Source organism: Mesorhizobium yinganensis (assembly GCF_040081985.1).
In the GTDB taxonomy this organism is placed as follows: domain Bacteria; phylum Pseudomonadota; class Alphaproteobacteria; order Rhizobiales; family Rhizobiaceae; genus Kumtagia; species Kumtagia yinganensis.
Genome location: NZ_JBEBMH010000008.1, coordinates 198,672 through 212,627, shown reverse-complemented (window position 1 = coordinate 212,627; position 13,956 = coordinate 198,672). Strand labels below are relative to the sequence as shown.

Here is a 13,956-nt window from a genome sequence, read left to right as displayed (position 1 = left end):
GGCCGTCGATCAGAGGGGAGGGTGGCACGGTGGCCTCTCTTCCCATCAAGGAGAAACGAAAAGATGTGCGCGAATTGCGGAAATCCCGCCGCGCCGGGGCACTGGACCGAGGCGGGTGCGGCCGGTCCGGGCGAGCGGCTGCGCGCGCGTTTCCGCCGTTCGCAGGTGCTGAAGTCGGTGCTGCCGTTCTACGGGCTGAGCGCTCATGACGGCGCGATCATCCCCGGCATCCAGCTTTCCAACCTGTCCGGCCAGGAAGTGATCGTCCAGAACCTGGAAGAGTTCTGGATCGAAGCGGAGCGGATGATCGGCAGGCCGGTCGACCCGCTCGACCAGCGTTTCCTCGGCGCCGGCGGCAGCCGCGAGGCGGCGTGACGGTGGATTCTGCCGAGACCCGCATGCGTCTCACCGTGCTGGGCGGTTTTCTAGGCTCCGGCAAGACGACATGGCTGCGCCACCAGTTGCACTACGGCCTTTTTCGGGACGCGCATGTGATCGTCAACGAGGCGGCGGAGACCCCCGTCGACGATGCGCTCCTGACGAAGTCTTCGGCATTGACCGTGCTCGCCGGCGGCTGCGCCTGTTGCGTTGGAGGGGCCGACCTCATCGCGGCCCTGCGGCGCCTGTGCGACGAGCGCAGCCGCTCGCATTCGAACGAGAGCAGGCTGCAACGCATCGTGCTGGAAACCAGCGGGCTGGCCGACCCGGGCGCTATCGTCGAGGCCATCCGCGCCGACCCCGTGCTCATCCATCATATCGTCGTCAGCGAGATCGTGGTCACGGTCGATGGTTTGCATGGCCTGTCGCAACTGGCCTCCGAGCCGCTCGGGCGCCGGCAGGCCGAAATCGCCGACCGGCTCATTGTCACCAAGCTCGACGCCGCCGAGCCGGACGCAATCGCTCGGCTCGCCGCCACCTTGCAGCGCCTCAATCCGGGTGCGGCGCTCGGCGGCGCGATCAACGGTTCTGACGTGCCGCCCCCGGAAAGCGCGGGCGCGGCGCCGGTCGACCTGCCGGATCTATCGGGCGAAGCTGCCGCGCCGATCTTCACCACGCGGCTGACGCTGGACGAGACGGTCGACTGGACGGCGTTCGGCGTCTGGCTGTCGGCGCTGCTTCACGCACGCGGCGACCAGGTGATGCGCGTCAAGGGCGTGGTGCGCACGCCGGCGGGACGGCTGCTTTTGCAGAGTGTGCGAAAGATCGTGCAGTCGCCGGAAATCCTGCCGGAGCAGGACGACGCCCGCGAGGACGACACCATCGTCGTTATCGGCCGGGGCTATGAGGGCGAGGATCTGCGCCGGTCGCTGAATTATTTCGCCGGCATCCGCTGAGCGTCGTTGGCTGGGCGGCGTGACGTTTTCCGGGGCGGTTGTCCGCTAGCGGTGCAAGGAGGGAAGGGATGGCGAATTCGGATGACAAGGACGTCTATGCCCGCCAGCAGTTCGGCGGCAGGACCGGTTTTGGAAAATCGCCGGCGCTGATGGTCATCGATTTCGTCAACGGCTTTCACGATCCCGACATCCTCGGCGGCGGCAATATCGCCGAGGCTGTGATTGCAACCCGTCCGCTGCTCGATTTTTTCCGGAGCCGCGGCCTCCCCGTCGTCTTCACCCGCATCGTCTATGCGCAGGACGGCTCCGATGCGAGCCTGTGGTCCGAGAAACTGCCGCGGCTGCAAACGCTCCACGAAAGCGCCCATGCCAGCCAGGTCGTCGATGCGCTGGCGCCGCTACCGGGCGAGGTCGTGGTGCGTAAGACGCAGGCGTCCGCCTTCTTCGGCACGTCGCTTCAGGCAAATCTGTTCCGTCGTGGCGTGGACACGCTTGTCGTCACCGGCTGCACAACGAGCGGCTGCGTGCGGGCGAGTGTCATCGACGCCATGAGCCTGAATTTCCGCACCGTCGTTGCTACGGACTGTGTCGGCGACCGGGCGCTGGGGCCGCATCATGCGAACCTTTTCGACATGGGCCAGAAATATTCCGATCTGCTGACTGCCGCAGAGATCATCGAAACCCTTTCCTGATTGCCGGCCCCTCCGCTTGCCTGACGAGCCGGCTGATATCCGCCATGATCGGCGTTATCTTCGCGGCATGAAGGCAATTCTGCTTGCTCTGACGCTGATTTGCGCCGTGCCGCTTCAGGCGCAGGCATGGGGGCGTGCCGGCCACGCCATCGTTGCCGAGATCGCCGAGCGCCATCTGTCGCCGGCGGCGCGCGCCGAGGTCGACGCGCTGCTCGCTACGGAAGGCGCGAAAAGCATGGCTGATGTGTCGCTATGGGCAGACCTGATCAAAGCATTGCGCATTCCCGACCAGCCGTCGCATGTCGTGCGCCTGCCGCTCGACCATTCAGGCTATGACCCGGCAAAAGTCTGCAAGACCGGCCGTTGCGTCGTCGCGGCGATCGACAGGTACTCTGCGGTGCTGGCCGATCGCTCCAACCCTACGACGGCACGGGTGACCGCGCTCAAATATCTCATCCATCTCGTCGGCGACCTTCACCAGCCGCTCCACGCCAGCGCCGATACCGGGGCAAGGGCGGTGGCGCTCGACGGTTCGGTGACAAGGCTTCACGACGTCTGGGACGACGCGATCATCGACAGCCTGGGAAAGGATTGGCAAACGCTGGTCGCTGTTGTCGAGGCCGATGCCACAGTCCCGGACACCGGTTCGACGCCGGCCGACTGGGCTCTGGAGGGCAGGGACATCGCGCGCGACACGATTTTCACGGACGCGCGTTTGCAGACCGGCCGCCGCGATGTGCTGCCTTGGCTCCCAAAAGCCTATCTCGGCGACAACTGGCCGATCGTGCGTCAGAGGCTGAAGCAGGGCGGATACCGGCTGGCGGCCCTGCTCGACCAAGCATTAGGGACAGCACCCAGCGCCGAATGAGCTGCCGACGCCCGGCTTCCGCGCGTCAGCCCTTCTTCTTGTTGTAGACGTCGAAGACGACCGCGCCGAGCAGGACCAGGCCCTTCACCACCTGCTGCCAGTCGACATTGACGCCCATGATCGACATGCCGTTGTTCATGACGCCCATGATGAAACCGCCGACCACGGCGCCCATCACCTGGCCGACGCCGCCCATCGCCGAGGCGCCGCCGATGAACACGGCGGCGATGACGTCGAGCTCGCTGCCGAGGCCGGCGGCCGGCACGGCCTGGCCGAGCCGCGCGGCGATGATCAGGCCGCCAAGGGCTGAGAGCACGCCCATGTTGATGAACACGAAAAGCGTCAGCCGCTCGGTGTTGATGCCGGACAGTTGCGCCGCCTTGGCGTTGCCGCCCATCGCATAGATGCGGCGGCCGATGGTCATGCGTTTGGTGACGAACATGAACAGCGCGATCAACAGGCCCATCACCACCAGCACGATCGGCAGGCCGCGATAGGTCGCGAACTGGTAGACGAGGAACAATATCAGGGCGCTGATCACCAGCGTCTTGACGGTGAACAGCGTGAAGGGTTCGGCCTGATAGCCGTGGCGCTCCCGCGTCCGGCGCGCCTTGAGGCCGAAATATATATAAGCCAGCACCCCGACGATGCCGATTACGATGGTGGTCATGTGGAGCGAAAGACCGCTGCCGACGATCGTCTTGCCGGCGGCGTTGACGGTCGGAGGAACCAGCGTCAGCGTACCGATCAGGTCGGGAATGAAGCCGGAACTCAGCGCCTTGAAGCCGTCGGGAAGCGGCCCGACCGACGATCCGCCGCCCAGAAGCGCCTGGCAGATGCCACGGAAGATCAGCATGCCCGCAAGGGTCACGATGAAACTCGGAATGCGGTGATAGGCGATCCAGTAGCCTTGCGCCGCGCCGATGGCCGCGCCGACGATCAGGCAGACGATCGACACGACGAGCGGGTTGCTGAGGAATCCGAGAGGCCAGATCACCATCATCATGGCCGCGAGCGCGCCGATGAAGCCGGCGACCGAACCGACGCTGAGGTCGATGTGGCCCGAGACGATGACCAGCAGCATGCCGAGCGCCATCACGATGATGAAGCTGTTCTGCTGCACCAGATTGCTGAGGTTCACCGGCTTGAACAGCGTTCCGGACGTGGTGAACTGGAAGAAGATCATGATGGCGATCAGCGCCAGCACGAGGCCGTAGTCGCGAAGGTTGGTGACGAGGGCCGAAACGGCGACGCGCTGCTGTTGCACGTCCGAGGCGACGCCACTCTGGGGCGCGGGCGAGGTGTCTGTCGTCACGATGGTTTTCCTTCTCCCCGAACGATTGCGCGCATGATCTTTTCCTGGCTCGCTTCGCTTGCGGGCATCTCGCCGACGATGCGGCCTTCATTCATGACGTAGATGCGGTCCGTGATGCCAAGCAGTTCGGGCATCTCGGACGAGATGACGAGGATTGCCTTACCTTCCGAGGCAAGCCGCGCGATGATCGTGTAGATCTCGTATTTGGCGCCGACGTCGATGCCGCGCGTCGGTTCGTCGAGGATCAGCAGTTCGGGATTGGCGAACAGCCACTTCGAAAGCACTACCTTCTGCTGGTTGCCGCCCGAAAGGTTGCCGGTCATCTGGTAGACGCTGGAGGCGCGGATGTTGGTCTTCTTGCGGTATTCGTTGGCGACGGCGAGTTCGCGCAGATCGTCGATCACCGCATTGCTCGACACGCCGCCGAGATTGGCCAGCGTGACGTTGTGCTTGATGTGGTCGATCAGGTTAAGCCCGTAGGTTTTGCGGTCCTCGGTGACATAGGCGATGCCGTGTTCGACGGCCCGGCTGACCGTAGAGACGTCGATCGTCTTGCCCTTGAGCAGCACCTGGCCGGTGATGCGGTTTCCGTAGGAGCGGCCGAACAGGCTCATGGCGAACTCGGTGCGCCCGGCGCCCATCAGTCCCGCAATGCCGACCACCTCGCCTTTGCGAACGTTGATATCGATGCCCTTGATCACCTGCCGCTCGACATGGATCGGGTGGTAGACCGACCAGTTCTTCACCTCGAAGACCGTCTCGCCGATATTGGGCTCGCGAGGCGGATAGCGATCATCGAGCGAACGGCCGACCATCGAGGTTATGATGCGGTCCTCGCTGATGTCCTTCCTGGCAAGCGTCTCGATGGTCTGGCCGTCGCGGATCACGGTCACCTTGTCGGCGACGCGGTTTATCTCGTTGAGCTTGTGCGAGATCAGGATCGAGGTGATGCCCTGCCGCTTGAATTCGAGCAGCAGGTCGAGCAGCGCCTGGCTGTCCTTCTCCGACAGGCTGGCGGTCGGTTCGTCGAGGATGAGCAGCTTGACTTCCTTGCTCAGCGCCTTGGCTATTTCGACGAGTTGCTGCTTGCCGGTGCCGATATTGGTAATGAGTGTGTTCGGGTCCTCGCTCAGCCCGACCTTCTTCAGCAGCGCGCGCGTGCGCGTCTCGTTGGCGTTCCAGTCGATGACGCCGTAAGTGGCATGTTCGTTGCCCAGGAAGATGTTTTCGGTGATCGACAGCATCGGCACCAGCGCGAGCTCCTGGTGGATGATGACGATGCCCAGATGTTCGCTGTCGTGGATGCCCTTGAAATGGCAATCCTGCCCGCGATAAATGATCGTGCCGTCATAGGTGCCTGTGGGATAGACGCCCGAGAGCACCTTCATCAGGGTCGATTTGCCGGCGCCGTTCTCGCCGACCACGGCGTGGATTTCACCTTCCTCGACGACGAGGTTGACGTTCGACAGCGCCTTCACGCCGGGGAACGTCTTGGTGATGTCGCGCATCTCCAAAATCGTCGAGGCCATCAGGAATACCACTCCTCCAAGCATCGAACCGGAAACGGGATCCGGCTTCCGGATCATTCCGATGCTCGATCAAGTTTCGAGATCGCCCCTTCGCGCCTCCGGACAGGCGCACGGTCGTCGCAGACAATACCGGGGCCGCGGGTCAACGAAAAGGGGTCCCGCAAATGGTGCGGAACCCCCAAACGTTGCGACTGCGATTACTTCAGTTCGTCGGCCTTGATGTAGCCGGAGTCGACCACCAGCGCCTGGTAGTTCGACTTGTCGACCTCGTGCGGCGTCAGCAGGATCGAAGGGACGACCTTGACGTCGTTGTTGTAGGTCTTCTCGTCGAGGCCTTCCGGCTTGCCGCCCGAGAGAACCTTGTCGGTCAGCTCGACGGTCGCCTTGGCGAGTTCGCGGGTGTCCTTGAACACGGTCGAATACTGCTCGCCGGCGATGATCGCCTTGACCGAAGCGGTCTCGGCGTCCTGGCCGGTCACGATCGGCCAGGGCTGGTCGGCGGTGCCATAGCCGACGGCGCGCAGCGAAGCGATGATGCCGCGCGACAGGCCGTCGTAAGGGGCCAGCACGCCGTCCACGCGGCTGCCGTCCGAATAATTGGCGGAGAGCAGGTTGTCCATGCGGGCCTGGGCAGTGGCGGCCAGCCAGCGCAGCGTGCCGACCTTGTCCATGCCGGTCTGGCCGGATTTGATCTTAATGGAGCCGTCGTCGATCAGCGGCTGCAGCACGCTCATGGCGCCGTCATAGAAGAAGAAGGCGTTGTTGTCGTCCGGCGAGCCGCCGAACAGCTCGACGTTCCACGGCTTGGTGTCGGGGAAGCGCTCCTTGAGGCCCTTGACGAGCGAATTGGCCTGGATGACGCCGACGCCGAAATTGTCGAAGGTGGTGTAGTAGTCGACATTCGGGGTCTTCTTGATCAGGCGGTCATAGGCGACGACGACGACGCCGGCGTCGGCGGCCTTCTGCAAGGCGTCCGACAGCGTGGTGCCGTCGATCGAAGCGATGATCAGCGCCTTCGGCCCCTTGGTGATTTCGTTCTCCAACTGGCTGAGCTGGTTCGGGATGTCGTCCTGCGCGTACTGCAGGTCGACGGTGTAGCCGAGAGCCTCGAGCTGCGACTTGACGGCGTCGCCGTCATTGATCCAGCGCTGCGACGTCTTCGTGGGCATAAGCACGCCGACGAGGCCCTTGTCCTGTGCGAAAGCCGGCATGGACAGCGCGGAACAGGCGGCGAAGCCCGCCGCGGTGACGGCAAGAATGGTTCTTCTGGTAAAGTTCACTGTGGTTTCTCCCTTTAGGAATATTCGAGGCGCCTTGCGCGGTCGCCCGGTCACTAAGCCGGCCCATACGGGCTTTGTTGTTTTTCTGCTTATTCCTCCCGCCGTCCGGGCACCCCAACGCCCGCAATCTCTCGCGCCGCCGAGGTCAAGTCCCGAAACGATCCGACCCTGTTCTCAAATCGATATAACTGTCAAATTAAAACTACGACGGGCAATATAACAAACTTGGTATAGTAGTTGCTGCCGCTGCGGCAGGAAGGATTTTTGCGATGTCTGCCATGCGAACCGATTTAGGTTTAGAGGAAAGGTTCGAAAACGCCGGTTCAAGCGCAGACACGCTGCTGCGCAGTGGCCTGAAGCTCGCGCACATGCGCATGATCGTTGCGCTTGACGACCATGGGCAGGTGAGCGCGGCCGCCCAGATGCTCGGGATGTCGCAGCCGGCCGCCTCGCGCATGATCTCGGAGATGGAAGGGATCCTAAAGGTGGCGCTTTGCGAACGCCTGTCGCGCGGCGTCGGTCTCACGCCCTACGGCCAGGTGCTGGCGCGGCGGGCACGCGCGATACTGCTTGAACTGCGTGAGGTCGATCGCGAGATTTCCGATCTCAGGCTGGGCAAGGGCGGTTCCGTCTTCCTTGGAGCCGTCACGGCGCCGGCGATCGAGCTTGCCGTGCCGGCAATCCGCAAGATGCGCGAGAAGAACCCGAGGCTGGAGGTCAATATCCAGGTCGAGACCAGCGCCGTGCTGGCGCGCGAATTGCTCGCCTCGCGCCACGATTTCATCATCGCGCGCATCCCCGACGATCTCAACCCGCGGCTGTTCGAGAGCCGCGAGATCGGCGTGGAGCGCGCTTGCCTGATCGTGCGGCGTGGCCATCCGCTGGCCGGATGCGGCATGGTACCGGCCGAACGGCTGGCGGACTACGACTGGGTGTTCCAGCCGGCCGGCTCGCTGCTGAGGCGAACCATGGAAAGGATATTTCTTTCCCGAAACGTGCCCTTGCCGGAACGCATGCTCAGCACCGGGTCCCTGCTGCTGACGCTTGTCATGGTCGCGCAGTCCGACGCCATTGCGCCTGTCTCGGTCGAGGTAGCGCGCTTCATCGGCGGCGAGAACGGCCTTGCCGGTGCGATCGACACCCTGCCGGTGGAGTTCGAGATTGACGTCCAGCCGTACAGCCTGATCAAGATGCGCAATCGCGAACTTTCTCCGGCCGCCGCATCGCTCTACCGCTACATCATCGGCGAGATCGGCCAGGGCACGATTTGAGGTCATGCGCCAAATCGTTGCCGCTATACAGCGCTGAAAAGTCGTACTATATGACTTTATAACTCAGCACCGATATTTTCCAGGGAGGAGCCGGCCCACCGCCGGTCAGCAGATATGGCACTCAGACTGGTTCAACTCATCCATGACGGCGAACGGCGCGTCGCGGCGGTCGACGACAGCGGCGCGGCAAAACTGGTGGGCGGAATATCCTCCACCTACGATCTGGCGCAGCGCGCCATCGCCGACGGCAAGAGCCTTGACGCGACCGTGGCGGGGCTACCAGCAGGGCCCGACGTCGATCTGGCCGCCGCGCTGGCCGAGGGCAGGGTGCTTGCGCCGATCGACCATCCCGATCCGTCGCACCTGATGCTTGCCGGTACAGGTCTCACCCATCTCGGCTCGGCCGAGGGCCGCGACAAGATGCACAAGGCGGCGACATCGGCGGAAAAGCCGACCGATTCGATGCGCATGTTCCTTGAGGGCGTCCAGGGCGGCAAGCCGAAACCCGGCGAGATCGGCGCGCAGCCCGAGTGGTTTTTCAAAGGCGACGGCTCCAGTGTGATCGCCCCGGAAGCTCCGCTCGTGTCCCCTGCCTTCGCCCAGGACGGCGGCGAGGAACCGGAGATCGCCGCCATCTACATCATCGGCCCGGATGGCACGCCGTTCCGCATCGGCTATTCGCTCGGCAACGAGTTTTCCGACCACATCACCGAGCGCCACAACTATCTGTGGCTGGCGCATTCCAAGCTGCGCCCCGCCTCGATCGGCCCGGAACTGCTGACTGGTCCGCTGCCCGGCCATGTCGAAGGCTTTTCACGCATTCGCCGTGATGGAAAGGTGATTTGGGAAAAGCCCTTCCTGTCGGGCGAGGACAACATGTCCCACACCATCGCCAATCTCGAGCACCATCATTTCAAATACGATCTGTTCCGCCGCCCCGGCGACGTGCATGTGCATTTCTTCGGCACGGCGACGCTGTCCTTCTCGGACGGCATCAAGCCGCAGGATGGCGACGTGTTCGAGATCGAGGCGAAACCTTTTTCGTTGCCGCTGCGCAATCCGCTCGCCACCGACAAGGCAGCCGGCTTTTCGGTGAAGGCGCTTTAGGAGTTTCCCATGGCTCCCATCCGCATCGCCATCGTCGGCGTCGGCAAGATCGCGCGCGACCAGCATGTGCCGTCGATCCGTGGCAACCGCGATTTCGAACTGGTCGCTACCGCCTCCCGCCACGGCAGCGTCGACGGTATTCCGAGTTTTCCGGACATTGAATCGCTGCTGGGGGGCGTGAAAGACCTCGACGCCGTGGCGCTGTGCATGCCGCCCGGTCCGCGCCATGCCGCAGCCGTGAAGGCGCTCGCCGCCGGAAAACACGTCCTGCTGGAAAAGCCGCCCGGCGCCACCGTCTCCGAACTGGACGACCTGATTGCCTCGGCGAAGGCTGAAAAGGTTTCGCTGTTCGCCACCTGGCATTCGCGCCACGCCGCGGGTGTCGCCAAGGCGAAGGCCTGGCTCGCCAGCCGTACCGTCCGTTCGCTGCGTGTCGACTGGAAGGAAGACGTGCGCAAATGGCATCCGGGCCAGGCATGGATCTGGGAGCCGGGTGGGTTCGGTGTGTTCGATCCCGGTATCAACGCGCTGTCGATCGTCACGGAAATCCTGCCGATGCCGATCTTCCTGACATCGGCGACGCTGCTTTTTCCAAAGAACCGCGCCCAGCCGATCGCCGCCGACCTCGTCTTCGCCGACAGCGCCGGGGCGGACCGCGTAAGCGCCACCTTCGACTGGCGCCAGACCGGCCCGCAGACTTGGGACATCCGCGTCGTCACCGACGAAGGCGAGTTGTTGCTGCAATCCGGCGGCGCAAAACTGTTTATTAGGGGCGAATTGGTCGTGGACGAGGGAGACGTCGAATATGCCGACATCTACCGACGCTTCGCCGAATTGATCGCCAAGCGCGAAAGCGATGTCGACCTTCGTCCGCTGCGCCATGTGGCCGACGCCTTCATGGTCGGCCGGCACGATTTCACAGATCCTTTCGAAGACTGAAGAAAACCATCGGGAAACGATCAGGAAGCAAGCAGATGAGCAAGCCAGGAAACGGAAGTAGCAACTATAGCTGGAACGGGGCCAAGCTGACGCGCAGGTCGCAGGCGTGGTTCGACAATCCCGGAAATCCGGACATGACGGCGCTTTACCTCGAGCGCTACATGAATTTCGGCATCAGCCAGGAGGAATTTCAATCGGGCCGGCCGATCATCGGTATCGCGCAGACCGGTTCAGACCTGTCGCCCTGCAACCGCCACCATCTCGATCTCGCCAAGCGCGTGCGCGAGGGTATTCGCGAGGCCGGCGGCATCGCTTTCGAGTTCCCCGTCCATCCGATCCAGGAGACGGGAAAACGTCCGACCGCCGCGCTCGACCGCAACCTCGCCTATCTCGGCCTGGTCGAGGTGCTCTACGGCTACCCGCTCGACGGCGTCGTGCTCACCATCGGCTGCGACAAGACCACGCCGGCCTGCCTGATGGCGGCGGCAACCGTCAACATCCCGGCCATCGCGCTCTCCGTCGGTCCGATGCTCAATGGCTGGTTCCGCGGCGAGCGGACCGGCTCCGGCACCATCGTGTGGAAGGCGCGCGAGATGCTGGCCGCCGGCGAACTCGACTATGCAGGCTTCGTCGCGCTGGTCGCGTCCTCGGCGCCGTCCACCGGCTACTGCAACACCATGGGCACGGCGACGACGATGAACTCGCTGGCCGAGGCGCTGGGCATGCAGCTTCCCGGCTCGGCCGCCATCCCGGCACCGCACCGCGACCGTCAGGAAATGGCCTATCTCACGGGCAAGCGCGCCGTCGAAATGGTCAACGAGGACCTGAAACCCTCCGACATCCTGACCCGCGAGGCCTTTATCAACGCCATCCGCGTCAATTCGGCGATCGGCGGCTCGACCAACGCGCCGATCCATCTCAACGGCCTCGCTCGCCATGTCGGTGTCGAACTCACCATCGACGACTGGCAGACCTATGGCGAGGACATCCCGCTGCTGGTGAACCTGCAGCCGACAGGCGAATATCTCGGCGAGGACTATCACCACGCCGGCGGCGTTCCGGCCGTCGTCAACCAGTTGATGAGCAAGGGCCTGATCAACGAGAACGCACTCACCGTCAACGGCAAGACGATGGGCGAGAATTGCCGCAACGCCAAGATCATGGACGAAAGGGTCATCCGCACGATCGACAAGCCGCTCAAGGAACATGCCGGATTCCGCGTGCTGCGCGGCAATCTGTTCAACTCGGCGATCATGAAGCTCAGCGGCATCTCGCCGGAATTCCGCGACCGCTATCTGTCCAACCCCAAGGACCCGAATGCGTTCGAGGGGCCGGCCGTGGTGTTCGACGGGCCGGAGGACTATCACGCCCGCATCGACAATCCCGATCTCGGCATTGACGAACATACGGTGCTGTTCATGCGCGGCGCCGGCCCGATCGGCTATCCCGGCGCTGCCGAGGTCGTCAACATGCGTGCGCCCGACTACCTGATCAAGCGCGGCATCAAGGCGCTCGCTTGCATCGGCGACGGCCGCCAGTCCGGCACGTCGGGTTCGCCCTCGATCCTCAACGCCTCGCCGGAAGCGGCAGCGGGCGGCGGTCTCGCAATATTGAAGACCGGTGACCGTGTCCGCATCGATCTCGGCAAGGGCACGGCCGATATTCTTGTCTCCGACGAGGAACTGAAAAGCCGCCGCACGGAACTCGAGGCCAATGGCGGCTACAAATATCCGGCCCACCAGTCGCCCTGGCAGGAAATCCAGCGCTCCATGGTCAGCCAGATGGAAACCGGTGCTGTGCTTGAGCCGGCGGTGAAATACCAGCGCATCGCCCAGACGATGGGTATTCCGCGTGACAATCACTGAGGGCTGTTCGAGAAAGCGCTAATGGAGGCTCGATAAGATCGACGATGGGGCTGCTGCAGACGGTGATCTCCGGCCAGAGGCTGCGCACCAACCACGCGCACATCGTCGATTCGCTCGGCCGCGACATCGTTTCCGGCATCATCCCCACCGGCGACACACTGCCGGGCGATACCGAACTGATGGCCCGCTTCGGCGTTTCGCGCACGGTGCTGCGCGAGGCGCTGAAGACGCTGGCGGCAAAAGGCCTGATCGTGCCGCGCGCCCGCATCGGCACGAAAGTCACCAGCCGCGATAGCTGGAGCCTGTTCGACCCCGATATCCTAAACTGGCATTTCGAGGCGGGCATCGACGAAGCCTTCCTCGTCCACCTCAGCGAGATTAGGCTGGCCTTCGAGCCCTATGCCGCGGGGCTCGCCGCCCGGCATGCGACCGCGGACGATATTGCCGCGCTGGAGCGGCTGGCCACGGACATGGGCGAGGCCGACCACACCGCCGAATCCCACGCCATGGCCGATCTCCGCTTTCATCTCGCGGTGGCTGAGGCCTCGCGCAACCCGTTCATGCGTTCGGTCGGCAGCCTGATCGAGGCCGCCCTCGTCGGCGTCTTCAAGCTGTCATCGCCCAGCGCCGACCCGCGCGAGATTCAGAAGGCGCAGTCGACGCATAGCAGCATCGTCGACGCCATCCGTCGCCGCGACGTCGACGGCGCGCGCGATGCGATGGAGGCGGTTATCATCAACGGTGTCGAGCGGGTGCGGGCTGCGCTGCAAGCGCACGGATAGGGCTAATTCAGAAGGCTCTGTAATTCATCATGAAGTTACCGGACGGACACTCAGAGCTGTCGTCTGATATGCACAACTTGTGTCTTCATGCCTTTCAATGCTCGTCGGACAAAGCGGATCTCGGTTGCGATACTTTCGCGCACGGGATCGCTCCGATTGAAGTAAGCCCTGTCTAGACCAAGTTCGACTTCGATCACAGCACCGTCGTAGTAGGTCGCGAACATGTGGTCCCAAATCGGGAAATAATTGGCAAAGTTCCGATTACGGTGCTCGCTTAGCTTCGAATGGTGAACAGAGTGATCGCGTGCTGACTGAATGACATATTTCCCAAACCGACCATGCCAGGGAATGGCACTGTGCTTGACAAATCCGACTGCTCCGAAAATCAGCAGGACCGTGGTGAATTCACCAGTCGGCAGGCCAATCACCAACGCTGGAGCGAGCAATACCACCATGCTGATTGCCTTCTCAAGCGGATGCTCGCGATGCGCGGTCAACGCATTGAATTCCTCGGCAGCGTGATGGAACTCATGCAAGCGCCACAGTGCCGGCGACCAATGCATAAGTCGGTGCTGCCAGTAACAAAGGAAGTCGGACAAGACCAGAAACAGGATGACATGCGCCCATCCCGGCAGGTAATTTCCGAGATTCAGAGGAGTGAGACCCTGGGCTGACTTCGTGATGAAATAAGATAGGCCCAGAGATGAAAAGGCGGCGAATAGCGCGATCATTCCAGTGGTCTGAAGGACAAAAAATACAATGTCGGTAATCGTCGATTTGCTTCGTGCAAAGAATATACGACGAAAACCGGACTTGCCGTAGTCGACATAGACGAGTTCAACGGCGAAGACTGCCAAGACCAGAGCCAAATAGATGGCGAACCCAAGCGCCGTTTGATGAATGTTCACATAATAGGTGCCGTAGAGAAAACTGCCTATTTTCCCCAACCCATACTCTATCAACTCCATGGCGGT

General features: G+C 62.9%; 13 protein-coding genes. 9 read left to right on the top strand and 4 right to left on the bottom strand.

The features are described from left to right. Positions 1-63: 63 nt before the first annotated feature. From ABMA59_RS17210 to ABMA59_RS17195, 4 genes are all read left to right on the top strand, one after another. Positions 64-375 carry a hypothetical protein gene (locus tag ABMA59_RS17210; RefSeq protein ID WP_349006604.1) on the top strand — a complete coding sequence of 104 codons (312 nt, stop codon included), beginning with the start codon at positions 64-66 and terminating at the stop codon, positions 373-375. Continuing rightward, positions 372-1,334 carry a CobW family GTP-binding protein gene (locus tag ABMA59_RS17205; RefSeq protein WP_349006603.1) on the top strand — a complete coding sequence of 321 codons (963 nt, stop codon included), beginning with the start codon at positions 372-374 and terminating at the stop codon, positions 1,332-1,334. The genes ABMA59_RS17210 and ABMA59_RS17205 overlap by 4 nt, the downstream gene beginning before the upstream one ends. A 68-nt stretch (positions 1,335-1,402) precedes the next feature. Continuing rightward, entirely contained in the window at positions 1,403-2,026 is a 624-nt protein-coding gene (locus tag ABMA59_RS17200; RefSeq protein WP_349006602.1) for an isochorismatase family protein, read from the top strand. A 67-nt stretch (positions 2,027-2,093) separates the two neighbouring features. Further along, the gene (locus tag ABMA59_RS17195) at positions 2,094-2,894 is read left to right on the top strand and encodes a S1/P1 nuclease (protein ID WP_349006601.1); all 801 of its coding nucleotides are present in this window, start codon (positions 2,094-2,096) and stop codon (positions 2,892-2,894) included. Positions 2,895-2,919: 25 nt separating this feature from the next. Here the strand turns inward: ABMA59_RS17195 and mmsB are convergent, their stop codons facing one another. The 3 genes from mmsB to chvE all read right to left on the bottom strand — a co-directional run bounded on the left by mmsB (position 2,920) and on the right by chvE (position 6,949). Then, entirely contained in the window at positions 2,920-4,209 is a 1,290-nt protein-coding gene (mmsB, locus tag ABMA59_RS17190; protein ID WP_349006600.1) for a multiple monosaccharide ABC transporter permease, read from the bottom strand. Beyond that, positions 4,206-5,738 carry a multiple monosaccharide ABC transporter ATP-binding protein gene (mmsA, locus tag ABMA59_RS17185; RefSeq protein ID WP_349006653.1) on the bottom strand — a complete coding sequence of 511 codons (1,533 nt, stop codon included), beginning with the start codon at positions 5,736-5,738 and terminating at the stop codon, positions 4,206-4,208. Before mmsA ends, mmsB begins: the two co-directional genes overlap by 4 nt. Before the next feature lie 197 nt (positions 5,739-5,935). Then, complete coding sequence (chvE, locus tag ABMA59_RS17180) at positions 5,936-6,949, bottom strand: multiple monosaccharide ABC transporter substrate-binding protein (protein ID WP_349006652.1); 1,014 nt, start codon at positions 6,947-6,949, stop codon at positions 5,936-5,938. 338 nt (positions 6,950-7,287) lie between these two features. Here chvE and ABMA59_RS17175 point away from each other — a divergent pair, with 338 nt between their 5' ends. From ABMA59_RS17175 to ABMA59_RS17155, 5 genes are all read left to right on the top strand, one after another. Then, positions 7,288-8,289 carry a LysR family transcriptional regulator gene (locus ABMA59_RS17175; RefSeq protein WP_425475930.1) on the top strand — a complete coding sequence of 334 codons (1,002 nt, stop codon included), beginning with the start codon at positions 7,288-7,290 and terminating at the stop codon, positions 8,287-8,289. A 114-nt stretch (positions 8,290-8,403) separates the two neighbouring features. Continuing rightward, positions 8,404-9,396 carry an AraD1 family protein gene (araD1, locus tag ABMA59_RS17170; RefSeq protein ID WP_349006599.1) on the top strand — a complete coding sequence of 331 codons (993 nt, stop codon included), beginning with the start codon at positions 8,404-8,406 and terminating at the stop codon, positions 9,394-9,396. A 9-nt stretch (positions 9,397-9,405) separates the two neighbouring features. Then, positions 9,406-10,335 (top strand): Gfo/Idh/MocA family protein, encoded by a 930-nt coding sequence (locus ABMA59_RS17165; protein WP_349006598.1) that lies wholly within the window; start codon positions 9,406-9,408, stop codon positions 10,333-10,335. Between the two features lie 35 nt (positions 10,336-10,370). Further along, the gene (locus ABMA59_RS17160) at positions 10,371-12,200 is read left to right on the top strand and encodes an IlvD/Edd family dehydratase (protein WP_349006597.1); all 1,830 of its coding nucleotides are present in this window, start codon (positions 10,371-10,373) and stop codon (positions 12,198-12,200) included. Positions 12,201-12,244: 44 nt separating this feature from the next. Then, positions 12,245-12,982 (top strand): FadR/GntR family transcriptional regulator, encoded by a 738-nt coding sequence (locus ABMA59_RS17155; RefSeq protein ID WP_349006596.1) that lies wholly within the window; start codon positions 12,245-12,247, stop codon positions 12,980-12,982. 50 nt (positions 12,983-13,032) lie between these two features. Here the strand turns inward: ABMA59_RS17155 and ABMA59_RS17150 are convergent, their stop codons facing one another. After that, positions 13,033-13,950, bottom strand: a complete 918-nt coding sequence (locus tag ABMA59_RS17150) for a sterol desaturase family protein (RefSeq protein ID WP_349006595.1) — start codon at positions 13,948-13,950, stop codon at positions 13,033-13,035. Positions 13,951-13,956: the final 6 nt, after the last annotated feature.